Consider the following 23,464-nt stretch of genomic DNA (forward strand, 5'->3'; position numbering starts at 1 on the left):
GGCGTATATAACGCCTGCGGTTTAAATCCCGGCTCCCGCGTGCCTGTGGCGCGACGCCGACTGTGAGGAAAGTTCATGCCTGCCTATCGTTCCCGCACCACCACCCATGGCCGCAACATGGCCGGCGCCCGCGGCCTGTGGCGGGCAACCGGCATGAAGGACAGTGATTTCGGCAAGCCGATCATCGCGGTGGTCAATTCTTTCACCCAATTCGTGCCGGGCCACGTGCATCTGAAGGACCTCGGCCAGCTTGTCGCGCGCGAGATCGAGAAGGCCGGCGGCGTCGCCAAGGAGTTCAACACCATCGCCGTCGATGACGGCATCGCCATGGGTCACGACGGCATGCTCTATTCGCTGCCGTCGCGCGAGCTGATCGCCGACTCGGTCGAATACATGGTCAACGCGCATTGCGCCGACGCCATGGTCTGCATCTCCAACTGCGACAAGATCACGCCCGGCATGCTGATGGCTTCGCTGCGCCTCAACATCCCGACCGTCTTCGTCTCGGGCGGACCGATGGAGGCCGGCAAGGTGGTGCTGGCCGGCAAGGCGCAGGCGCTCGACCTGGTCGACGCCATGGTCGCCGCCGCCGACGACAAGATCTCCGACGAGGACGTCAAGGTCATCGAACGCTCGGCCTGTCCGACCTGCGGCTCCTGCTCGGGCATGTTCACCGCCAATTCGATGAACTGCCTTACGGAAGCGCTGGGCCTCTCGCTGCCCGGCAACGGTTCGACCTTGGCCACCCATGCCGACCGTAAGCGCCTGTTCGTCGAGGCCGGCCATCTCGTCGTCGATCTCGCCCAGCGCTACTACGAGCAGGACGACGAAACGGCACTTCCGCGCAGCATCGCCTCCAAGGGCGCCTTCGAGAACGCCATGGCGCTCGATATCGCCATGGGCGGTTCGACCAACACGGTTCTGCACATCCTCGCCGCCGCTCATGAGGGCGAGGTCGATTTCACCATGGAAGACATCGATCGGCTGTCGCGCAAAGTGCCTGTGCTTTGCAAGGTCGCGCCGGCCAAGTCTGACGTCCACATGGAGGACGTCCACCGCGCCGGCGGCATCATGGCCATTCTCGGCCAGCTCGACCAGGCCGGTCTGATCAATCGCGACCTGCCGACTGTGCATACGGCGACCCTTGGCGAGGCCCTCGATCATTGGGATATTTCGCGCACCTCTGCCGAAAATGTCCGCAACTTCTTCCTGGCCGCTCCCGGCGGCGTGCCGACCCAGGTCGCCTTCAGCCAGGACCGCCGCTGGGACGAGCTCGACACCGACCGGGAGAAGGGCGTCATCCGCTCGGCCAAGACGCCGTTCTCGAAAGACGGTGGCCTTGCCGTGCTGAAGGGCAATCTGGCGCTCGACGGCTGCATCGTGAAGACCGCCGGCGTCGACGAATCGATCCTGAAGTTCACCGGCCCGGCCCGCGTCTTCGAAAGCCAGGACGCCTCGGTCAAGGCGATCCTCGGCAACGAGATCAAGGCCGGTGACATCGTCGTCATCCGCTATGAGGGACCGCGCGGCGGCCCCGGCATGCAGGAGATGCTCTACCCGACCAGCTACCTGAAGTCGAAGGGCCTCGGCAAAGCCTGCGCCCTGATCACCGACGGCCGCTTCTCCGGTGGCACGTCCGGCCTGTCGATCGGCCACGTTTCGCCGGAAGCCGCTGAAGGCGGCGCGATCGGGCTGGTCCAGGAAGGCGACACGATCGAGATCGACATCCCCAACCGCACGATCCGGCTCGCCATCAGTGATGCCGAGCTCGAAGCGCGCCGTAAGGCGATGGCGGCGAAGGGCGCTGACGCCTGGAAGCCGGCAGAGAAGCGCAAGCGCAAGGTGACGACCGCGCTGCGCGCCTACGCCGCCTTCGCCACCAGCGCCGACAAGGGCGCTGTGCGGAAAGTGCCGGAGTGATGAACGCCTCTCCTTCTCCCGCAAGGGGAGAAGGACAGCCGCCGCGCTACGGCATCAGCTGATATTCATAAAGCTTCTGGTAGAGCCCGCCCTGCTTGAGCAGGGTCTTGTGCGGGCCGCTTTCCACCACTTTGCCCTTTTCCAGCACCACGATCGTGTCGGCCTGGTGCACGGTCGACAGCCGGTGCGCGATCACGATCGTCGTGCGCCCGACGGTAAGCTGCTGCAGCGCGTCGCGGAACAGCGCTTCCGATTCGGCGTCGAGCGCGCTGGTCGCCTCGTCGAGCAGCAGGATCTCGGCATTGCGCAGCATGGCGCGCGCGATCGAGATGCGCTGGCGCTGGCCGCCGGACAAGAGCGAGCCGTTCTCGCCGACCTCCGTGTCGTAGCCCTTGGTCATGGCGCTGATGAATTCGTGCGCGTTGGCGGCCTTGGCGGCGGCGATCACCTCTTCGTCGGTCGCGTTCTCGCGGCCGAGGCGGATATTGTGCATGACGGTGCCGGCGAACAGGAACGTGTCCTGGCTGACATAGGCGATCTTCTGCCTGAGCGAATCGAGCGTCGCGAACGAGATGTCCTGGCCGTCGAACATCACCTTGCCGGTCTGCGGGTCGTACATGCGCATGATCAGGTTCAGGATCGTCGACTTGCCGCTACCCGACGGCCCGACCAGCGCCGTCATCTTGCCGGCTTGAAGCGTCAGGTTGAAGCCGTCGAACACCGGCGGGCTTTCCGGGTAGGCGAAGCTGACATCGTCGAACCGGATTTCGCCCGGGCCGGGTTGCAGCGGAGTGGCGCCGGGTTTCTCGGCCAGCGTCAGCGGCCGGTCGGCGAGCTGGAACATCATGCGCACGCCGACGATGCCGGTCTCAAGCGAGATGCGAACGCGGGCCAGGCGCTTTGCCGGCTCATAGGCCAAGAGTAGCGACGCGATGAAGGCCATGATGTTGCCCGGCATCTGCCCGCCCTGCAGCACCAGGAAGCCGCTGACAAAGACCGCCCCGGCGATCGCCAGGCCGGCAAGCGTTTCCATCACCGGACTGGTGGCGGCCTCCAACGTCGCGATGTTGTTGGCGCGGTTCTCGACATCGGAGACGGCCTTGTACATGCGTTTGCGCATCGCGCCTTCGAGGTTGAAGGATTTGACGACGCGCACGCCGATCGCCGTCTCCTGCATCACATGCACGATCTGGCCAAGCGACATGAATTCCATGGACGCGATCTTGCGCACGCGTTTCAGGATGCGGTTGACGCCATAGATCGCCACTGGCCCGACGGCAAAGCAGATCAGCGACAGCCACGGCTGTTGCCAAACCATGACCGCGACCAGCACGATCAATGTCACCAGGTCGCGCACATAGGAGGTGACGACGAGGTCTAGCACGCTGCGCGCGGCCTGAGCGTTGTTGGTCATGCGGGCGATCAGGTCGGCCGACGAGGTCGAATGGTAGAATTCGATGCCTTGCGCCAGGATGCGATCGTAGATTTTGCGCTGCCGGTCGGCGATGATGGCGTTGCCGACACGGCTCATGCAATAGGCCTGCACGAACGTTGCGAAGCCCTTGAGCAGGAAGATCCCCGCGACGCTCGCCGCTATCATGTTGACACGGTCGAGCCTCTTGAAGACGACGAATTCGTTGGTGATCTCGCGCAGGATCCAGGCGCTGGCGCCAGTCATGGCGGCCACCACCAGCATCGAGACTATGGCTGCGCCATAGCCGAATCTATGCTCGTGGAAGGATTCCCTCACCAGCCTTGCGATGAGGCGCTGGTTTTCCGTGGAACGGAAGAAGCGAAACAACGGCCGATCCTGAGTCTGGCTGCGAGAATTTCGGATTCGCCACGAGGGCGAGAGGCGGCTTATAGAGCGAGTTGCGGCGCGATGGAACCTTTCGGCTGCCGGGGAAAGAAAAGGCTGCGCCAGGCTGTCTTTTCGGCCACGATGATTGCCGATACTTGAAAAGGGTGACGACAGATGGATTTCGACCTCATCGTGCGCGGCGGCACGCTGCCGGACGGCAGGATTGCCGATATCGGCATTGCCGGCGAAACCATCCGGGCGGTCGAGCAGAAACTGCCGGGCTCCGCGCCGACCGAGATCGACGCCCGCGGCAATCTGGTCTCGCCGCCCTTCGTCGATCCGCATTTCCATATGGATGCAACGCTGTCCTACGGCATTCCGCGCATCAACGCTTCCGGAACGCTGCTCGAAGGCATTGCGCTGTGGGGCGAGCTGAAGCCGCTTCTGACGCATGAAGCGGTGCGCGAGCGCGCGCTAGCCTATTGCGACTGGGCGGTGTCGATGGGCCTGCTCGCCATCCGCAGCCATGTCGACGTCTGCGATGACCGGTTGCTCGCGGTGGAAGCGCTGCTCGATGTCAAGAAAACCGTCGCGCCCTATATCGACCTGCAATTGGTCGCGTTTCCGCAGGACGGCCTCTATCGCTCCCCGACGGCGCTGAAGAACACCATCCGCGCGCTCGACAACGGCGTCGATATCGTCGGCGGCATCCCGCATTTCGAGCGCACCATGGCCGACGGCATGCGCTCGGTCATGGAGCTTTGCGAGATCGCGGCCAAACGCGGCCTGATGGTCGACATGCATTGCGACGAGACCGACGATCCGCTGTCGCGCCATATCGAGCAACTGGCCTATGAAACGCAGCGCCTCGGGTTGCAGGGCAGGGTGGCCGGCTCGCACCTCACCTCCATGCATTCGATGGACAATTACTACGTCTCGAAGCTTTTGCCGCTCATCGCCGAGGCCGGCGTGTCGGCAATCCCCAATCCGCTGATCAACATCATGTTGCAGGGACGCCACGACACTTTTCCGAAGCGGCGCGGCCTGACCCGGGTCAAGGAGATGCAGGCGCTCGGCATCCGCGTCGGCTGGGGCCAGGATTGCGTGCTCGACCCCTGGTATTCGCTAGGCACGGCCGACATGCTCGACGTCGCCTTCATGGGCCTGCATGTCGCGCAGATGTCGAGCCCGGCCGACATGGCGCGCTGCTTCGACATGGTGACCAACGTCAACGCCGCCATCATGGGACTGGACCATCTGGGCCTCGCGGTCGGCAAGCGGGCGAGCCTCGTCGTGCTCGATGCCGGCAATGCGATCGAAGCCGTTCGCCTGCGCCCCGAGCGCCTCTGCGTCATTGCCAGGGGCAAGGTTGTGGCCGAGCGGACCAGGCAGGAAACGCGGCTGTCGATCGCCGGCCGGCCGGCGCAAGTGAACAGGCGGCACAAGGCCGGCTAGCCGATTTCCGCCGCTGGTCTTACCGATTTCCCCGAATTTCCCTCGTCAAACCAGCTGCTTGCGGTTAGGGAGCCGGCATGGCCCTGTCCCTTGCGCGCAATTTCACGATCAGGAACATGTTGCTCGCCGGCATCCTCTTGATGCTGGCCGGCGACTTCATGTTCGCGCTGAACGACGCGATGGGCAAATGGCTGGTCGCGAGCTTCTCCGTCGGACAGGTGGTGCTCATCCGCTCGATCGGCGCCTTCATCGTGCTGGGTCCGATGATCGCCAACCAGGGCACGGCCAGGCTGTTTCACATGGACCGGCCGGTTTTGCAGTTCCTGCGTGTCGTGGCCACCACAACCGATACCGGACTGTTCTATGCCGCGGTCGTCTACCTGCCGCTGGCCGACGTGATGAGCTTCTACATGGCCGGGCCGATCTACGTCGCGGCGCTGTCGCATCTGTTGCTCGGCGAAAAGGTCGGCTGGCGCCGCTGGCTGGCGATCCTGGTCGGCTTCTGCGGCGTGCTGATCATCCTGAAGCCGTCCTCGGCGGCCTTTTCGCTGTCTTCGGCCTTCGCGCTCGTGGGCAGCATCGCCTTCGGCTTCGCCATCATCCTTGGCCGTCTCCTGCGCGGCACCAGCGACACGAGTTTGGTTACCTGGCAGACCATCGGCACGCTGATTGTCGGCGGCCTGCTCACCATCGGCGCCTGGCGCACGCCGTCGGCGCTCGATTTCGGGGCCATGCTTTTGCTCGGCGTCGTCTCTTGCGCCGCGCATCTGATGATCACAAGGGCGCTGAAGCTGGCGCCGGCCTCGACGCTGGCGCCGCTGCACTACACGCTGCTCCTGTGGGCGGTGGTCTTCGGCCTCGTGTTCTTCGGCGATGTCCCGGGGCCGCGTATATTGATCGGTGCGGTCATCGTCGTGCTCGCCGGCATGTTCATATTCCATCGCCAGAAGGTGGTGGAGACCGAGGTACCGCCCGAGAACGTGCCGAAGGGCGTGAACTAACCCGCGCGTATCGCGGCCAGATGCCTGGAGAATTCCGTAGTCTCCATCAGCGCCTTGCAGCGGGCGAAGCGGCCGTCGGCATAGGCGCGGAAATCGTCGGACGGATTGCCGTTGGCGAGTTGGATCAGGCCCCAAAGCGTCCATAAGAGGTCGCACATCGCCTTGTAGATGACGATACGTCCGCGCTCCGCCGGCCTCGCCTCGCCACCGAAATAGGCGCGCGCCAGCTCTTCATCCTGTGCGACGCCGAACTTCCCCTCGACCGAGAGGTCGCCGAGGTCCCACAGCGGATCGTTCATGCCGGAATATTCCCAGTCGACGATCCACATCCGATCGCCCGTATCGAGGAAATTCTCGCACAGCGGGTCGCAATGGCAAGCGGCGAGCGGGATTGCGTGCGCAGCAAGGGCCGCGCGCACAGCTTCCGCCTCGCGCACCACGTCGTGATAGCCGGCGGGCAGCGCCACGTCCTTGGTCGACAAAACCTTGAGATAGTCGTCGATCATCGCGAACAATTCGAAGCGGAAGGGAAAGACCGCGCCGGAAGAGTGAAGCTTGTGGAAGGCCTGGCCGGCCCGCGCCGGGCTGCCCGGCCGCGCCTTGAATTTTTCGGGCGACATCGTCTCGGCGCCAGCAATGAAACGCGTCGCCATCAGGCCGGACGCCGGATCGGCATAGAGCACTTCGGGAGTGACGCCGGCCCTGGCCGCCTCGCGCGCCGCCACCGCCTCGTTGGCGCGGTTGATATATTCTTGCGTGCCCTTGCCGGGAATGCGCAGACACGCTTCGCCGGCCCTGTAGACCATGTTGGTCAGACCGCCCAAACGCTGCAGCGGCCCGTCATAGCCCGCCAGCGCCGGAATGGCGGCCAACGCGGCGCGCGCCTCGTCCATCGTCATCCCCTTTACCATCACACGATGTTTTATAGCGGAACGGTTCCACAGTTTTTGCCGCTTGGCTACCATTGCGGATACGAATCGGCGGCGGGAGCAGAAATGGCGGACGGCAAGCACAGCGGTTCGCTAAGCGCGGCCTACGCCGCGAAGCGGCCTGAGGAAGTGGCGGCGATCTATGACAGCTGGTCCGAGACCTATGACGCCGACATGTCGGCCGCCGGCTACCGCCACCCGACGATATGCCTGGCGCTGCTTGCCCGGCACCTGCCGCGCGGCGCAGAACCCTTGCTCGATGCCGGCGCCGGCACCGGCCTGATCGGCGAATGGCTGGCCATCACCGGCTATCCGAGGGTCGAGGCGCTCGACATCTCGCAAGGCATGCTGGACAAGGCAGGCGCCAAGGGCGTCTACACGGCGCTGCATCGCCTGGCGATGGGCGACGCTTTGCCCTTCGCCGGCGGCGCCTATGCTGGCATTGTTTCGGCGGGCGTCTTCACTTCGGGCCATGTCGGGCTCGAGGGACTGGGCGAGCTGATCCGCATCTGCCGTCCAGGCGGCGTCATCGTGCTGACCGTCAAGAACACGCTTTGGCAGGCCGGCTTCGCCGAGCGCATCGCCGGGCTCGAGGCTCAAGGCAGGTTGAAGCGCGTCGAGGAAACGGCGCCCTATGCCTCGATGCCGGGCGAAACCGATACCGTGCCGAGCAGGGGGCTTGTGCTGCGCGTCAGCTGACCCGGGCTCGGCGGATCAGGCCTTTGTCCTTGCCCCGGCCGGGTCGTACAGCGCCTCGAGATGGATCTTTGCCGGCGTGCGTTCCATCGCCACCACCAACTCGTAGTCGCCAGAGGCAAGGAACTCGTCGCCGACGCCGTCGGCATTGCGCACGTAGCCGTAGCCGATGTTCTTGCCCACCGTGTAGCCGTAGCCGCCGCTGGTGAGGTAGCCCACCGGTTCGCCATTGCGCAGGATCGTCTCGCGCCCGACCAGCACGATCTCGGGATCGTCCACGGTGAAGCCGGCAAAACGTTTCGTCGGCGCTTTGCCGGCTGCTTTCTCCAGCGCCCTGCGTCCGACGAAGTCGGTGTTCTTGCGAAACTTCACCGCCCAGCCAAGCCCCGCCTCCAGCGGCGTGTCGTTCGGCGTGATGTCGGAGCCCCAGGCGCGATAGCCTTTCTCCAGCCTGAGCGACTCCAGCGCGCGGTAGCCGACCGGGCGAATGCCATGCGCCTTGCCCGCCGCCATCAGCGCGTCGAAAACCTCGCCGGTGGCGGCGATCGGCGCATGCAGCTCCCAGCCGAGCTCGCCGACATAAGTGACGCGCAGCGCCTTCACGCTATGGCCGGCTATTGCGATCTCGCGCGCATGGCCGAAGGGGAAGGCGGCGTTCGAGACATCGGCCTCCGTCACCGCCGACAGCACGTCGCGGGCGCGCGGCCCCATCAGCGACAGCGTGCCGAAATCTTCCGTGACGTCCTTCAACCTGGCGTCGAGGCCCGAGCCGATATGGTCGCTTGTCCAGGACAGATCATGCGTGCGGAAGCCGGTGCCGGTGACGATGTAGAACCGCTCCTCGCCGAGCCGCGACACGGTGAGATCGGCCTCGATGCCGCCGCGCGTGTTGAGGAGCTGCGTGTAGGTCAGCCGTCCGACCGGCTTGTTGACGTCGTTGGCGCAGATCCAGTCGAGCGCCTTCAGCGCGTCCGCGCCGGTCAGCTCGTATTTGGCGAAGGAGGACTGGTCGAAGATGCCGACCTTCTCGCGCACATGACGGTGTTCGTCGCCGACCGGGCCGAACCAGTTCTGGCGGCCCATCGAATAGACGTCCTCGGCGGCCGCGCCGTCCGGTGCGAACCAGTTCGGCCGCTCCCAGCCGAGCTTGGAGCCGAACACGGCGCGGTGCGTCTTCAGCCGCTCATAGAGCGGCGAGACGATGCGCGGCCGTCCTGTCAGATACTCCTCGTGCGGGAAGCCGATCGTGTAGTGCTTGCCATAGGCTTCCAGCGTGCGGTCGCGGACCCAGTCGCGGTGGCGGTGCAGGCCGGAGAAGCGTCTGATGTCGACCACCCAGAGGTCGAGCGGCGCCTCGCCGTCGACCACCCATTGCGCCAGCACCCAGCCGGCGCCGCCGCCCGACGCGATGCCGAAGGCGTTGAAGCCGGCGCCGACGAACATGTTGGCGCATTCGGGCGCGACGCCCAGGATGAAATTGCCATCCGGCGTGAAACTCTCCGACCCGTTGATCATCTGCTTGACGCCGGCGGTTTGCAGGACCGGAACACGCGCGATCGCCTGGGTCATATGCTGTTCGAAGTGATCGTAGTCGTCGTCGAACAGGCGGAATTCCCAGTCGTTGGGGACGTCACCCCCGCGAAGTCCAGTTGCCCAGGCCTGCGGGTTGGGCTCATAGCCGCCCATCGCCAGCCCGCCGACTTCTTCCTTGAAATAGGTGCGGCGGTCGGGGTCGCGGATCGTCGGCGCGTCGTTGGCCAGCCCCTCGATCTTCTCGGTGATGATGTACTGGTGCTTGACCGGCTGCAGCGGCACGTTGATGCCGGCCATCGCGCCGACCTGCCTTGCCCACTGCCCGGCGCAGTTCACCACCTTGCCGCAGGCGATGTCGCCTTTTGAAGTCTTCACCGCCGTGATGCGGCCGTCCTTCATCGCAAAGCCGGTGACGCGCACGTCCTCGAACAGTTTCGCGCCATGCATGCGCGCGCCCTTGGCAAGCGACTGGGCGATGTCGGAGGGGCTTGCCTGCCCATCGGTCGGCAGCCACGAGGCGCCGACCAGATCGCCGGTCTCCATCAGCGGCCACATGCGCTTCACTTCCGCAGGCGACAGAAGCTGCATGTCCATGCCGAAGCTTTTTGCCGTGGTCGCCAGCCGCTTGAATTCGGTCCAGCGGTCGGCGTTCGTCGCCAGCCGCAAACAGCCGGTCATCTTCCAGCCGGTCGCCAGGCCCGTCTCGGCCTCCAGTCCTTTGTAGAGATCGACGGAATATTTGAGCACGCGCGTGATCGAGGCCGAGGAGCGCAACTGCCCGACCAGCCCGGCGGCGTGCCAGGTCGAGCCCGAGGTCAGCTTGCCCTGCTCGAGAAGCACCACATCGGCCTTGTGGTCGCGCGCCAGATGATAGGCGGTGGAGCAGCCGATGATGCCGCCGCCGATGACGACGATTTCGGCATGGCTGGGCAAAGTCATGACTTGGTCCCGTATTTCGTCCGGTAATTCTCCAGCGCCGCGTCGAGCCGGACGAGGTTCTCCTCGGTATAGGCGACGTAGTCGATGCCGGGCGCGTCGAGATAAAGCTCGGAGACCATGCTCCACATCGCCTCGCGCAGCAGCGAGGCGCATTGCATGGCGGCATGCGAACGGCGGATTTCGCCGTCCGGCTCCTTCATGAAATAGGCGGTCAGGAAGGCGAAGGATTCGTCGTTGCTCATGCCGGCATTGGACGCGACGCCGGCGAGGTCGAACATCGCCGTGTTGAAGCCGGCATACTCGAAGTCGATCAACCACAGCCGCTTGCCGTCGTCGAGAATATTGGCCGGCAAAAGATCGTTGTGGCCGAAGACGATCGGCAAAAGCTTTTGCGCCCGCTCGAGCTCGTCGGCGAGCGAAAGATAGTGCGGCAACTGATCCTTCTTTCGGCTGCCGCCTTCGTTCAGCGTGCGCGCATAGTCGCGGATGACGTGGAACACCCAGAACATGAAGCCGGCGCCGGAGACGTGGTTCGGCATCTCGCGATGGAAGCCGCGCAGCAGAGCCGCCACGCTGCCGATATTGGCGCGCACATCCTCTCCGAGGAAAGTCTTGGCGCCAAGAAATTCCGTCACCAGTATGCCGGGCTCGGCATAATGCACGGCAGGCGCGAAGCCCGCCGCATGCGCTGCCCGCGCCGTCATCACCTCGCGCGAGCGAAAGACATGGTGGAACGGGAAGTCCTGGCCGAAGCGCACGACATGTCGCCCGGCCGCATCCGTGACGACAAAATTGGCGTTGCTGAGGCCGCCCGGCAGCGGCTCGATCTCGATGCCGCCGTTCCAGCACGGCAGGGCGCGGATGCGGTCTTCGACGTTCACGGCATCGTTCCGGCCTCAGCCGGCTCCGCCCAAAACAAGGATGGCAAAAAGTGAAAAAGCCTCGTCGGTGCGAGACGCCAGGATCGGTATCCCGCACCGCACCGACGAGCCCCTTGGCCAGGTATGATATCCCGGCATCCGCCCCCGCGGATTCGATAAAAGCTCGCGCCTGGCTGATTCCAGGCGATCTGGTCACTAGGCTCTGCCATCACCCTCCCGCGGCAGTTCCGAGCCTGTCACAGGGTCAATGTCACGCCGGGGTGGCAGAGCTGTCAATCAAAAGCTGTGACTTTTTTTGGGTGTTTTGCCCGAAAATATAAGCGACTCCTTTCAAAGCGTTGCCAAAACCTTAAATTCAGTCAAAATCCCGGACATTCACATGATCCATTCGAAACGGCATGGCGAAATCCTGCGGCTCCTCAACGACGAGGGCACGATCACCATAGCCAGCCTTGCCGAACGTCTGGGCGTCTCGCTGGAAACGGTGCGGCGCGACGTCAAGCCGCTGGCCGACGACGGGTCGGTGCTGAAGATGCATGGCGCCGTGGGCCTTGCCTCGATGGTAGGCGAGGCGCCGTTCGAGCGCCGCATGCGCGAGAATGCCGAAGCCAAGCGCCTGATCGCCAGGATGGTCGCGGCCACGATCCGCGATGGCGAGGCGATCATGCTCGACACCGGCACGACCACATCCTTCCTCGCGCGAGAGTTGCTCGGCCATCGCCGGCTGACGGTGGTCACCAATTCCTCCGACATCGCCCGCACGCTGGCGACGGTGAACGGCAACAAGGTCTATATGGCGGGCGGCGAGCTGCGCAGCGATTCAGGCGCGGCCTTCGGCATCTCGGCGATCGAGTTCGTCAGCCGCTTTTCGGTCGATCACGCGGTGATTTCGATCGGCGCGGTCGACGCCGCCACCGGCCTCACCGACTACGAGCTGGAAGAGGCGGAATTCGCCCGCATGGTCCTGTCGCGCGGCCAGCGCTCGCTGGTCGTCACCGACCATACCAAGTTCGGCCGCCAGGGCCTGGTCAGGGTCTGTGGCTTCGACGGCTTTTCCGAGCTCGCCACCGACCAGCCGCCGCCGCCGGACATCGCCGCCGCGCTGAGCCAGGCCGGCGCGCGCTTGGCCATCGCGACGCCTTGACCCCGACCGGGGACAGGAAAGCTAGCCGAACACCAGCGACTACTACGCCGCCATCCCTGCCATGGTGCTGGATCGCCGCGATGACCGACCCGAACATTAGGCCGGAAAGATCATGCGGAAGCAGGCGCCGCCCTGCCTGCCGTCGAGCACCTCGACCTTGCCGCCATGCAACTGCATCAGGTCGCGGACAAGGTTGAGGCCGAGGCCGGCGCCATGATCCCGCGGATGCAGGCGGTAGAAAGGCTCGAATATCCGCTCGCGTTCGGATGCCGGCACGCCTTGGCCTTCGTCCAGCACCTCGATGACCGCGGGCAGGCATACGCTGATGGTGATGCGACCGGCCTTGCCGCCATGGTCGATCGCGTTCTGGACGAGATTGGTCACGGCACGCTCGATCGCCGTGCGGTCGCCGCGCACGATAAGCTTTTCCTTGGCCGGCTCGAACGCCATCTCGTAGCCGACGGCGAAGGCCAGCGGCGCCAGGTCGACCACGACGTTTCGGGCAAGGAGGACCAGATCGACCGGCCCGAAATGCTCGGCCTGCCGATCGAGCCGCTGCAGGTCGAGCAATTGGTCAGCCAGCGTGGACAGCCGCGCGGCGTCCTGCAGGAGCCTGGCGCGCTCGGGCGTCGCCGGCAGCGCGGCGAGCCGTGTGTTGAGGATGGCGACCGGCGTTCTGAGCTCATGCGCGGCGTCGGTCAGGAACCGCTTGTGCCGCGCGTAACCGGCATCGAGGCGCGACAGGGCGGCGTTGACCGCATCGACCAGCGGCGTGACTTCCTTCGGCACGCCGTCCAGCGGCAGTTGCACGCCGCGCTTGTCGATCTCGATCTGCTCCGCCGCGCGCGCCGCGTTGCCGAGGCCGGAAAGCGCGCCGCGCACCACCCACGGCGTCGCGAACAGCGTCGCCAGCGCCATCAGCCCGGCCAGCGGCAAAATCCCTTGCAGGAAGAGGTCCGGCGCCTGCCCGAGAACGCGCAGCAGCGAAAGCTCGCCCTTCGTGCCGGTCATGATCTGGACGTTGCCGGCGGCCGTGTCGGTCCAGCGGATCTTGCCGCCCGGCGGCGCGGCTTCGCCGATGGCGAGGTCGATGCGGGCATCGCTGATGTTGTCCAGCAATCCGACGAAAGGTTGGTAGGCAACCGGCACGGTGCCTTCTTGAAGCCGGTGCCCGTCCTTGTCGCGGATGATAAACCAGAGGTCCGGGACATCCGACCGGAGCTTGGTCAGACCGGAATTTTCCTTCAGCACCAGCGCCCCTTTGGCGTCGCGCGCCACCGCATCCGCCAGCACGTCCATCGTGCCGTCCTCGTAATCGTGCGGAATGAGGCCGGTGGCGAGCATTGCGCCGATGATGCCGGTGATGATGAGCGTCAGCATCACGCATTGCAGGATGGCGATGCGCAGCACCAGGCTCCATTTCAGCGAGCGCGGCCGGCGAAGGTTCATGTGATCTCGCGCAGCAGGTAGCCGACGCCGCGTACGCCGTTGATGACGACCCCGCTATCGGCTTCGCTGAGCTTGCGGCGCAGCCGCGAGACATGGGTATCGAGCGCGTTGGACTGGATCTCGTCGTCCAGCCCGAACACGGCCTCCATCAGGGCCTCGCGCTGCACCATGCGCCCCGTTCGCCGCATCAGCGCTTCCAGCACCAGCAGTTCGCGGCGCGGCAAGGTGAGCGGCTCGCCGCGGATCGAGGGCTCGCGGTGGCCGACATCGAGCAAAAGATGGCCGGCGCGGATCGTCTGCGTCTCGATCACCGCCGGGCGCCTCAGCAATGCCCTCAGCCGGGCCAGCAGTTCCTCGAAGGCGAAAGGCTTGGCCAGATAGTCGTCGGCGCCCATGTCGAGCCCGTCGACCTTGTCGGCGGTGTCGCCCCGGGCCGTCAGCATCAGCACCGGCGTCGTGTTCCTGGCGGCGCGAAGCTTCGGCACCAGCGCCAGCCCGTCGCCGTCCGGCAACTGCCGGTCGAGCAGGATCGCGTCATAGCCGTCGACGGCGACGAATCCTTCCGCTTCCAGCAGCGAGCCGGCATGGTCGACCACCATGTCGTGCCGCCTCAGCGCCGCCCGCAGCGCCGAAACCATTTCCGGCTCGTCCTCGACCATCAGGATACGCATTGAAGACCTCTTGCAGTCCCATCTCTTAATAATCCTGCCTGGCCGACTATCGCGCCAAGATTGCATAGACATGGCGCCAGTTCTTGCCGCCGGCGGCGAACTTTTTCTTTCGCGATGCCATGCCGTTCGCAATGTCCATGCAATCCGCGACCTCCAAACAGCGCCTCGTCCATGCCGGGCAACTCGAATCGCCCGCGCAAGCAATGAGGTCAACATGCCTGCAAATGACGCCTTGTCCTTCCTGAAGGCCTGGACGCTGGCGCCCTTCCGGATGGGCTCGGTCACGCCCTCCAGTCCGAGCCTGGCGGCGCTGATGACGCGCGAGATCGGCCCCGACACCGGTCCGGTGCTGGAGCTCGGGCCGGGCACGGGGCCTTTCACCCGCGCCCTGCTGCAGCGCGGCGTGCGCGAAAACGACCTTACGCTGGTCGAGTCCGATCCGGATTTTGCCGCGCTGCTCGCGCGTCGCTTCCCGTCGGCGCGCATTGTCGAGACGGACGCGGTCGGCCTGCGCCATCTGCCGCTGTTCGATGGCCCTGTCGTCGGCGCGGTGGTCAGCGGACTGCCGTTTCGGCTGATATCGCAGCGCAAATCATCTGCGATCCTGGAGGGCGTCTTCGCCAGCCTTCGGCCGGGCGCGGCCCTCTATCAGTTCACCTTTGGCCGCCACTGCCCTTTCGACCAGGCCGTCCTCGACAGGCTCGACCTCGAGGCGGTCCGCATTGGCGGCACCTTGCGTAATTTCCCGCCGGCGACGGTCTATCGCGTCTCCAGGATCAAGGGTCTCGACACATATGACTGGCGTTTCGCATGAGCGATCTCCTGTCCGCGGCACTGGGGCTTGGCCTGTTCGGCGCCGCCTGCCTCGCCTTCACCGAAAAGATCCTGCCGGTGCCGCCGTCGCATGTGCTGTTGCTCCTTCTCGGCATGACCAGGGCTCCTGATCTGGCGGCGCTCGGCAGCCTACTGGTGGTGACGACCCTGGCTTCGACGGCCGGCTGCCTGTTTTGGTATGCTCTGGGTGTCCGGCTCGGGCCGGTGCGAGCCGGCGCCCTTGTCGGGCGTTTCGGTCGCTACATCTTCCTGCGACGCGAAACTTATCTGCGGTTCTCCGCCGCCTACCGCCGCAACCACATAAGGGCCTCGCTGCTGGCGCAGTTCGTGCCGACGGTGCGCAATTATCTGCCGATCGCCGCCGGCGCGCTGCGTCTGCCGGCTTTGCCTTTCGTTTTGGCCACCATGCTTGGCGCTATGCTGTGGAACGCCGGCTTTCTTGTTGCCGGCTATGCGATGCGCGACAGCGTCCACGATCTGCCTACGGTGGCATTCCGCATCATGGCCGTCGTGCTCGCGCTGGAAGTCGCGTTTTTCATCGGACTGCGCTCCCACTGGCGCCGCGTCAGACCCGCAAAAGGCTGGAATTCACCGGCGTAGAACAAAGGGTTATGCCGGCTTCCCTTCCCGCGCCCGCCGGTGTTTAGTCCGGCCATGGCCTTCACCATCCGCCAATTGCAGTTCTTCGTCGCCGTCGCCGAGCAGGGCACTGTCTCTGGGGCCGCGCAGAACCTGTCGATTTCCCAATCCTCGGTCACCGAGGCTATCAAGGAATTGGAGAGCGACCTCGGCGTCGAGCTCTTCGAGCGTCATCCGCGCGGCTTGAACATCACCCATAAGGGCCACCAGTTCCTGCGCCACGCGACCAAGATCCTGGCCGATGTCTCGGATGCGCGCCGTTCCTTCTCCAGCGAACAGGCCGCTGTGGGCGGCCGCCTGCAGCTCGGCGTCACCTCGCTGGTCGCGGGCTATGTGCTGTCCGATCTGCTCGCCCGCTACCGCCGCGCCTATCCCGGCGTGGAGGTTTCGGCCATCGAGGACAATGGCGACTATCTCGAGCACCTTCTGGTCGGCGGCAAGCTCGACATCGCCGTCATGGTGACGTCCAACCTGCGCGACCGCACCGCGCTGCAGTCGGAAATCCTGGAAGTTTCGGCCTATCGGCTGTGGGTTCCGCTCAGCCACAGGCTCGCCAGCGCCGACATCATCTCGATCGGCGACATCGCGTCCGAGCCGCTGATCATGCTCACCGTCGACGAGATCGAGGAGAACACCGGCAAGCTGCTGTCGGCGATCGGCGCCAGGCCGCATGTCGCCTTCCGCACGCGCTCGGTCGAAGCCGTGCGCAGCCTGGTCGCCACCGGCGCCGGCGTGGCGCTGCTGCCCGACCTCGTCTACCGGCCCTGGTCGCTGGAAGGCGACCGCATCGAATCGCGCGACGTATCCGGCTCGCTGCCGGTGGTCCAGGTCGGCACCGTCTGGCGCCGTGGCTCCGGCCTGCCGCAGGCCGCGCGCGACTTCATCGGCCTCGCGCAGTCGCAGCGGATGGTGCGCCAACGACTGTGATATCTATCGGTAAAACCGATATCGGCTTTCTGATAAATGAATTTGCGAAACCGGATTTTTCACAGCACTTTCGCTCAGGGAACAAAGCCGCGCCCTGAGAGCGCTGCCCCTAGCAATGGGAGATCGACGATGAATGCATTCCTGAAGTCGTGCACGGCGCTGACTGTCGCGCTGACTTTTTCCGCTCAGGCCATGGCCCAGGTCAAGGAACTCGGCAAGGGCGAAGGCGAGGTCAACATCGTTGCCTGGCCGGGCTATATCGAGCGTGGCGAGACCGACAAGGGCTATGACTGGGTGACGGCTTTCGAGAAGGAAAGCGGCTGCAAGGTCAACGTCAAGACCGCCAACACCTCGGACGAGATGGTCTCGCTGATGAACGAAGGCGGCTTCGACCTCGTCACCGCTTCGGGCGATGCCTCGCTGCGCCTCGTCGCCGGCAAGCGTGTCCAGCCGATCAACACCGATCTGATCCCGAGCTGGAAGACTGTCGACGACCGGCTGAAGGATGCGCCGTGGTTCACCGTCGACAAGGTGCATTACGGCGTTCCCTATCAGTGGGGCCCGAACGTCCTGATGTACAACACCGAGGTCTTCAAGGAAGCGCCCAAGAGCTGGAACGTCGTCTTCGAGGAAATGAAGCTGCCCGACGGCAAGTCGAACAAGGGCCGCGTCCAGGCCTATGATGGCCCGATCCACATCGCCGACGCCGCCAACTATCTGATGTTCCACAAGCCGGAACTCGGCATCAAGGATCCCTACGAGCTGAACGAGGACCAGTACAAGGCGGCGCTCGATCTGTTGCGCACACAACGCACGCTGGTCGGCCGCTACTGGCACGATGCCGCGATCCAGGTCGACGACTTCCAGAACGAGGGCGTGGTCGCCTCCGGCTCATGGCCTTATCAGGTCAACACGCTGGTCGCCGCCAAGAAGCCGGTCGCCTCGACCGTGCCGGAAGAGGGCGTCACCGGTTGGGCCGACACCACCATGATGGAAGCCGACGCCGCCCATCCGAACTGCGCCTATATGTGGCTCGAGCATTCCTTGTCGCCGAAGGTCCAGGGCGACGTCTCGGCCTGGTTCGGCTCGCTGCCGGTCGTACCCGCCGCCTGCAAGGGCAACGAACTGCTCGGCGAGGAAGGCTGCAAGACCAACGGCTACGAGAATTTCGACAAGATCAAGTTCTGGAAGACGCCGGTGTCGAAATGCGCCAGCCAGACCGACCAGTGCGTGCCTTACTACCGCTGGGTGTCGGATTATATCGGCGTCATCGGCGGCCGGTGATCTCCTAGTCCTCCCCTCCGGGGAGAGGATCGAGATGCAGTGTGGGGGTGGGGGTGATCCCCACCCGAGGCTGAACCGCGACCTCTCGCGGTGAGGTGGTTCGCCGCGCGAATTTCCCAGACCCGGCTATCGACAGCCCGGCTATAGACAGACAGGCCCATGATCTCTGCCGTTTCCTTCAAGCAAGTCTCGCGCCATTTTGGCAACGTGCGCGCCGTCGACGCCGTCGATCTCGACATCGTACCGGGCGAGTTCTTCGCCATGCTGGGGCCGTCAGGGTCCGGCAAGACGACCTGCCTGCGTCTGATCGCCGGCTTCGAGCAGCCGACGGCGGGTTCGATCTCCATCTTCGGCGCGCGCGCCGAAGGCGTTCCGCCCTATCGCCGCAACGTCAACACCGTCTTCCAGGACTATGCGCTGTTCCCGCATCTCAACGTCCTCGACAACGTCGCCTATGGTCTGATGGTCAAGGGCGTCGGCAAGGCCGAGCGATTGAAGGCGGCGGAGGAAGCGCTGTCGCTGGTGCGTTTGCCGGGCTATGGCGCGCGCCGCCCCGGCCAGCTATCCGGCGGCCAGCGCCAGCGTGTCGCGCTTGCCCGCGCGCTGGTCAACCAGCCCAAGGTGCTGCTGCTCGACGAGCCGCTCGGCGCGCTCGACCTCAAGCTGCGCGAGAACATGCAAGAGGAATTGAAATCGCTGCAGAAGGTGCTCGGCATCACCTTCGTCTTCGTCACCCACGACCAGGGCGAGGCGCTTTCCATGGCCGACCGCGTCGCCGTCTTCAACGATGGCAGGATCATGCAGGTCGGCACCCCGGAAGATATCTACCAGCGCCCGAACACACGCTTCGTCGCCGATTTCGTCGGCTCGTCCAACGTGCTGCCGCCGGATTTCGTCCAGCGCTATTCCGGCCAGCATCGCTGGGGGAGTCTGCGCCCGGAGTCCATCCGCATCTCCAGCGCGGCCAGCGGCGACGGCGTCGCCGCGCGCCTGGTCGGGACCAACTACCTCGGCGCCACGACAAGGCTGGCGCTGGACGCCGACGGGTTGAGGCTGCACGCGGTCGTGCCGGCGGGCACGGCGCTGCCGGCGGAAGGCGAGGCGGTGATGCTCACCTTCAACCGCGACAGCCTGCATCTGATGGACGAGCCGGCATGACCGTGCTCGGGATAGTGGCCAGTCAGGCAGGCGAGGCGCTCTACGGCGCCCCCCTCTGGCCTGCGGGCCATCTCCCCCACAAGGGGGGAGATTGGCTGTTTCGGCGCCCCACGCATCCTTCCGACGTTGGTGACTGGCGAAATCGCAGGCGACGGCTGATCTCCCCCCTTGTGGGGGAGATGTCCGGCAGGACAGAGGGGGGCGCGAAGGATCTCGGCTTCCCCCACAATGCCCTTCAACACGCGGTGTCCCCATGACCGTCGCCGCTGTTCAATCCAACCCCACCCCCGCCATCCTGCCCGGCAGCGGCGGCATGCGCGGTGCGCTGTCGGATCTCTTCTGGCGCCGACCCCAACTCTTGCTTCTCCTGATGCTCCTGCCACCCGTGCTATGGCTCGGCATTGTCTATATCGGCTCGCTGTTCGCGCTGCTCTTGCAGAGCTTCTTCTCGATCGACGAGTTTTCCGGCCTCATCAACCGCGAATTCACGCTGAAGACCTATGGCGACCTGTTCCAGGCCGCCAATCTCGACATCATCCTGCGCACGGTGACGATGGCGGCGCTCGTCACGCTCGCCTCGGCCGTTGTCGCCTTCCCCATCGCCTATTACGCGGCGCGCTATGCGCGCGGCCGCTGGAAGGCGCTGTTCTATCTCGGCGTCATGCTGCCGCTGTGGTCGAGTTATCTGGTGAAGATCTACGCCTGGAAGCTGATCCTGGCCAAGGAAGGCATCCTCACCTGGCTGCTCGCCAAGCTGAACCTGCTCTGGCTGCTCGATGCCTGGCTGTCGCTGCCGATCGTCGGCGGCAACTCGCTGTCGGTCTCCTTCACCGGCACCTTCATCGTCTTCGTCTATGTCTGGCTGCCCTTCATGATCCTGCCGGTACAAGCCGCGCTCGAGCGCGTGCCCGGCAATCTCGTCGAGGCCTCGTCCGACCTCGGCGCCTCGCCGGGACAGACCTTCCGCAACGTGCTGTTCCCGCTGGCGCTGCCCGGCATCGTCGCCGGCTCGATCTTCACCTTCTCGCTGACCTTGGGCGATTACATCATCCCGCAGATCATCGGCACCTCGCGGCTGTTCATCGGCCAGGCCGTCTATTCGCAGCAGGGCACCGCCGGCAACATTCCGTTGGCCGCCGCCTTCACCGTGGTGCCCATCGTCATCATGGGCTTCTATCTCTGGGGCGCCAAGCGCATGGGGGCTTTCGATGCGCTCTGACCGTGGCCAATCCGCTCCGCTCGGCCTGAAGATCGCCGCCGCCTGCGGCCTGCTCTTCCTGCATCTGCCGATCCTCCTGATCTTCGTCTATGCCTTCACGACGGAAGAGAAGAGCTTCGTCTGGCCGCCGCCGGGGCTCACCACGCAATGGTTCGCCGTCACCTGGAACCGGCCGGACGTATGGGACGCGCTGTCGCTCTCTGTCCGCGTCGCCGCCATCTCGACGGCGATCGCGCTGGTGCTCGGCACGCTCTGCGCCGCCGCTGTCTCGCGGACGCGCTTCTTCGGCCGCGAGACCATCTCGCTGCTGGTCATCCTGCCGATCGCGCTGCCCGGCATCATCACCGGCATTGCGCTGCGCTCGGCCTTTGCGCTGGCCGACATCCCGTTCTCATTCTGGACGATCGTTCTCGGCCACGCCACCTTCTGCGTGGTTGTCGTCTACAACAACGCCGTCGCCCGTTTCCGCCGCACCTCGGGCTCGATGATCGAGGCTTCGACGGACCTCGGCGCCGACGGTTTTCAGACGTTCCGGCATGTCGTGCTGCCCAACATCGCAACCGCATTGCTTGCCGGCGGCATGCTCGCCTTTGCGCTCTCCTTCGACGAGGTCATCGTCACCACCTTCACCGCCGGCCAGCAGCAGACCGTGCCGATCTGGATGCTGGAGGAACTGATCCGCCCGCGCCAGCGCCCGGTCACCAATGTCGTGGCCATGGTCGTCGTGCTGGTGACGCTGCTGCCGATCCTCTTTGCCTATTACCTGACCCGCGACGGCGACCAGATCGCCGGTTCGGGCAAATGAACAGCGAATAGGGAGTAGCGAATAGCGAATAGGGAAGAGTCGACTGCCAACCCTATTCGCTATTCGCTATTCGCTACTCGCTCCTGATCAAGGAGCACCAAGATGGACACCCAGATGCTGATCGGCTCGAAATTCGAGAAGGGCACCGAGACCGAGGAGCCGATCCTCAACCCGAAGACCGGCGCGACGATCCTCAACCTGCCCGAAGCGAGCCCGGCGCAGATCGAGGCCGCCGTCGCTGCGGCCGAACGAGCGTTCGTCAGTTGGTCGCGCACCACGCCGGCGCAGCGCTCGGGCTATCTGCTCAAGATCGCCGACCGCATCGAGGCCGAGGCGAAAGACTTCGCGGCGCTCGAAGCGCTGAATTGCGGCAAGCCGATCAACGCCGTGCTCAACGACGAGATTCCGGCGATCGTCGACTGCTACCGCTTCTTTGCCGGCGCGGTGCGTTCGATGCCCGGCCAGGTTGCCGGCGAATATATTCCGGGCCACACCTCGATGGTTCGGCGTGACCCGGTCGGCATCGTCGCTTCCATCGCGCCCTGGAACTATCCGCTGATGATGATGGCCTGGAAGCTGGCGCCCGCGATCGGCGGTGGCAACACGGTCGTCTTCAAGCCGTCGGAACAGACGCCGCTGACCGCGCTGAAGCTGGCCAGGATCCTCGCCGAGGTGCTGCCCGAGGGCGTCGTCAATGTCGTGCTCGGCCGCGGCGACAGCGTCGGCAACACGCTGATCAACCACCCCAAGGTGAACATGATCTCGATCACCGGTGACGTCGCCACCGGCAAGAAGGTGCTGCAGGCGGCCGCCAAGTCGGTCAAGCGCACGCATCTGGAGCTCGGCGGCAAGGCGCCGGTCATCGTCTTTGACGACGCCGATCTCGGCGCGGTGGTCAACGGCCTGCGCGCCTTCGGCTATTACAATGCCGGCCAGGACTGCACCGCCGCCTGCCGCATCTATGCCGGCAAGAAAATCTACGACAAGCTCGTCGCCGACCTCTCTTCCGCCGTCTCGACCATCAAATACAACCAGCCGGACGACACCGAGAACGAGATCGGGCCGCTGATCTCGCGCCGCCAGCGCGACCGCGTGTCGAGCTTCGTCGAGCGCGCTTCGGAACTGAAGCACATCGAGATCACCACCGGCGGCAAGCCGGGCGAAGGCTCCGGCTTCTATTACCAGCCGACGGTTGTCGCCGGCGCGCTGCAGGAAGACGAGATCGTGCGCCGCGAAGTGTTCGGCCCGGTCGTCTCGGTCACTCGCTTCGCGGATGTCGACGAGGCGGTGAACTGGGCGAACGACAGTGACTATGGCCTCGCCTCGTCGGTGTGGACGAAGGACGTCTCACGCGCCATGGCGACCGCCGCCCGCCTGCAATATGGCTGCACCTGGATCAACACGCACTTCATGCTGACCAACGAGATGCCGCATGGCGGGTTGAAGCAGTCCGGCTACGGCAAGGACATGTCGCTCTACGCGCTGGAGGACTACACGGCCGTCCGCCACGTGATGGTGGCCCACGGCTAGGCTCTTTTACCTTCCCCTTGTGGGAGAGGTCCGACCTCCTCCTACACAGGAAGAAGGAGACGGAGACAGGCATTCAACCGAGAGGGAGGAAGACAATGCAACGCCGCCAGTTTCTTGCATCAGCAGCCATCGCCGCCACGTTTTTTGCCGTGGCTCCATCCTTCGCCGCCGATACCGCGCAATCGGTGGTCGAGGCCTATGTCGCGGCCTGGAATGCGCATGACTCGGCCAAGGCCGCCGGCTACTTCGCCGATGACGTCACCTATTACGACGCGTCCGTCGGCAAGCCCGTCACGGGCAAGGAGGCCGCCAAGACCGGCGTCATCGACAATTTCCTGAAGGCTGTTCCCGATGCGGTCTGGACGATGAAGGGCAAGCCGCTCGTCGATGGCGCCCGTGTCTCCTTCGAATGGGAGTTCTCCGGCACCAACACCGGCGCCTGGGGCGACGGCACCGCGGCGATCGGCAAGAAATTCTCCTTCACCGGCGCCTCGATGTTTTCCATCAAGGACGGAAAGATCGCGACCCAGAGCGACTATTACGACGCACTCGGCTTCTACAAACAGCTTGGCCTGATGTAGGGTGACGCCGCGCCAGCTTCTCCCGCGTGGAGAAGCTGGCTTCGGAGGCGATCCGACCTCGGCGACGG

At 65.0% G+C, this 23,464-nt stretch carries 20 protein-coding genes; 14 read left to right on the top strand and 6 right to left on the bottom strand.

All coding sequences use genetic code 11. The features are described from left to right. Positions 1 to 75 precede the first annotated feature (75 nt). Complete coding sequence (ilvD, locus tag FJ957_RS14415) at positions 76 to 1,920, top strand: dihydroxy-acid dehydratase (protein WP_140832339.1); 1,845 nt, start codon at positions 76 to 78, stop codon at positions 1,918 to 1,920. A gap of 46 nt (positions 1,921 to 1,966) precedes the next feature. On the opposite strand, the gene FJ957_RS14420 is transcribed toward ilvD, so the two are convergent. Continuing rightward, a complete protein-coding gene (locus tag FJ957_RS14420) occupies positions 1,967 to 3,721 on the bottom strand; it encodes an ABC transporter ATP-binding protein (RefSeq protein ID WP_140832341.1) in 1,755 nt (584 codons plus the stop codon). A gap of 174 nt (positions 3,722 to 3,895) precedes the next feature. On the opposite strand from FJ957_RS14420, the gene FJ957_RS14425 reads away from it, so the two are divergent. Together FJ957_RS14425 and FJ957_RS14430 are read left to right on the top strand one after the other, a co-directional pair. Beyond that, entirely contained in the window at positions 3,896 to 5,176 is a 1,281-nt protein-coding gene (locus FJ957_RS14425) for an amidohydrolase family protein (RefSeq protein WP_140832343.1), read from the top strand. Between the two features lie 77 nt (positions 5,177 to 5,253). Next, complete coding sequence (locus tag FJ957_RS14430; protein ID WP_140832345.1) at positions 5,254 to 6,177, top strand: DMT family transporter; 924 nt, start codon at positions 5,254 to 5,256, stop codon at positions 6,175 to 6,177. On the opposite strand, the gene FJ957_RS14435 is transcribed toward FJ957_RS14430, so the two are convergent. After that, entirely contained in the window at positions 6,174 to 7,076 is a 903-nt protein-coding gene (locus FJ957_RS14435) for a phosphotransferase family protein (protein ID WP_140832346.1), read from the bottom strand. The genes FJ957_RS14430 and FJ957_RS14435 overlap by 4 nt on opposite strands. 96 nt (positions 7,077 to 7,172) lie before the next feature. On the opposite strand from FJ957_RS14435, the gene FJ957_RS14440 reads away from it, so the two are divergent. Continuing rightward, positions 7,173 to 7,805 (top strand): class I SAM-dependent methyltransferase, encoded by a 633-nt coding sequence (locus FJ957_RS14440; protein ID WP_140832348.1) that lies wholly within the window; start codon positions 7,173 to 7,175, stop codon positions 7,803 to 7,805. Positions 7,806 to 7,820: 15 nt separating this feature from the next. On the opposite strand, the gene FJ957_RS14445 is transcribed toward FJ957_RS14440, so the two are convergent. Then, positions 7,821 to 10,274, bottom strand: a complete 2,454-nt coding sequence (locus FJ957_RS14445) for an FAD-dependent oxidoreductase (protein ID WP_140832350.1) — start codon at positions 10,272 to 10,274, stop codon at positions 7,821 to 7,823. Then, positions 10,271 to 11,155 carry a phosphotransferase family protein gene (locus FJ957_RS14450; RefSeq protein ID WP_140832352.1) on the bottom strand — a complete coding sequence of 295 codons (885 nt, stop codon included), beginning with the start codon at positions 11,153 to 11,155 and terminating at the stop codon, positions 10,271 to 10,273. Before FJ957_RS14450 ends, FJ957_RS14445 begins: the two co-directional genes overlap by 4 nt. Before the next feature lie 379 nt (positions 11,156 to 11,534). On the opposite strand from FJ957_RS14450, the gene FJ957_RS14455 reads away from it, so the two are divergent. Next, entirely contained in the window at positions 11,535 to 12,299 is a 765-nt protein-coding gene (locus FJ957_RS14455) for a DeoR/GlpR family DNA-binding transcription regulator (protein WP_140832354.1), read from the top strand. 96 nt (positions 12,300 to 12,395) lie between these two features. Here the strand turns inward: FJ957_RS14455 and FJ957_RS14460 are convergent, their stop codons facing one another. Both FJ957_RS14460 and FJ957_RS14465 read right to left on the bottom strand, forming a co-directional pair. Further along, positions 12,396 to 13,748, bottom strand: a complete 1,353-nt coding sequence (locus tag FJ957_RS14460) for a HAMP domain-containing sensor histidine kinase (protein ID WP_140832355.1) — start codon at positions 13,746 to 13,748, stop codon at positions 12,396 to 12,398. After that, on the bottom strand, positions 13,745 to 14,419 hold the full coding sequence (locus tag FJ957_RS14465) for a response regulator transcription factor (protein ID WP_140832357.1): 675 nt from the start codon (positions 14,417 to 14,419) through the stop codon (positions 13,745 to 13,747). Before FJ957_RS14465 ends, FJ957_RS14460 begins: the two co-directional genes overlap by 4 nt. A 214-nt stretch (positions 14,420 to 14,633) precedes the next feature. Between FJ957_RS14465 and FJ957_RS14470 the strand changes: the two genes are divergently transcribed. From FJ957_RS14470 to FJ957_RS14515, 9 genes are all read left to right on the top strand, one after another. Then, positions 14,634 to 15,233, top strand: coding sequence for a methyltransferase domain-containing protein (locus tag FJ957_RS14470; protein ID WP_140832359.1), 600 nt, complete (start codon positions 14,634 to 14,636; stop codon positions 15,231 to 15,233). After that, a complete protein-coding gene (locus FJ957_RS14475) occupies positions 15,230 to 15,853 on the top strand; it encodes a DedA family protein (RefSeq protein WP_140832361.1) in 624 nt (207 codons plus the stop codon). Before FJ957_RS14470 ends, FJ957_RS14475 begins: the two co-directional genes overlap by 4 nt. Before the next feature lie 54 nt (positions 15,854 to 15,907). Then, positions 15,908 to 16,819, top strand: a complete 912-nt coding sequence (locus FJ957_RS14480; protein WP_140832363.1) for a LysR substrate-binding domain-containing protein — start codon at positions 15,908 to 15,910, stop codon at positions 16,817 to 16,819. A 129-nt stretch (positions 16,820 to 16,948) separates the two neighbouring features. After that, a complete protein-coding gene (locus tag FJ957_RS14485; RefSeq protein WP_140832365.1) occupies positions 16,949 to 18,103 on the top strand; it encodes an ABC transporter substrate-binding protein in 1,155 nt (384 codons plus the stop codon). Positions 18,104 to 18,262: 159 nt separating this feature from the next. Beyond that, positions 18,263 to 19,261, top strand: a complete 999-nt coding sequence (locus FJ957_RS14490; RefSeq protein WP_140832366.1) for an ABC transporter ATP-binding protein — start codon at positions 18,263 to 18,265, stop codon at positions 19,259 to 19,261. 313 nt (positions 19,262 to 19,574) lie between these two features. Next, positions 19,575 to 20,480, top strand: coding sequence for an ABC transporter permease (locus tag FJ957_RS14500; protein ID WP_181177412.1), 906 nt, complete (start codon positions 19,575 to 19,577; stop codon positions 20,478 to 20,480). Further along, positions 20,470 to 21,285 carry an ABC transporter permease gene (locus FJ957_RS14505; RefSeq protein WP_140832370.1) on the top strand — a complete coding sequence of 272 codons (816 nt, stop codon included), beginning with the start codon at positions 20,470 to 20,472 and terminating at the stop codon, positions 21,283 to 21,285. Before FJ957_RS14500 ends, FJ957_RS14505 begins: the two co-directional genes overlap by 11 nt. A 102-nt stretch (positions 21,286 to 21,387) precedes the next feature. Continuing rightward, positions 21,388 to 22,815, top strand: coding sequence for a gamma-aminobutyraldehyde dehydrogenase (locus FJ957_RS14510; protein ID WP_140832371.1), 1,428 nt, complete (start codon positions 21,388 to 21,390; stop codon positions 22,813 to 22,815). 95 nt (positions 22,816 to 22,910) lie between these two features. Beyond that, on the top strand, positions 22,911 to 23,396 hold the full coding sequence (locus FJ957_RS14515) for an ester cyclase (protein ID WP_140832373.1): 486 nt from the start codon (positions 22,911 to 22,913) through the stop codon (positions 23,394 to 23,396). The last annotated feature ends 68 nt before the right edge of the window (positions 23,397 to 23,464 follow it).

This window comes from Mesorhizobium sp. B2-4-6, from assembly GCF_006442775.1.
Lineage (GTDB): Bacteria > Pseudomonadota > Alphaproteobacteria > Rhizobiales > Rhizobiaceae > Mesorhizobium.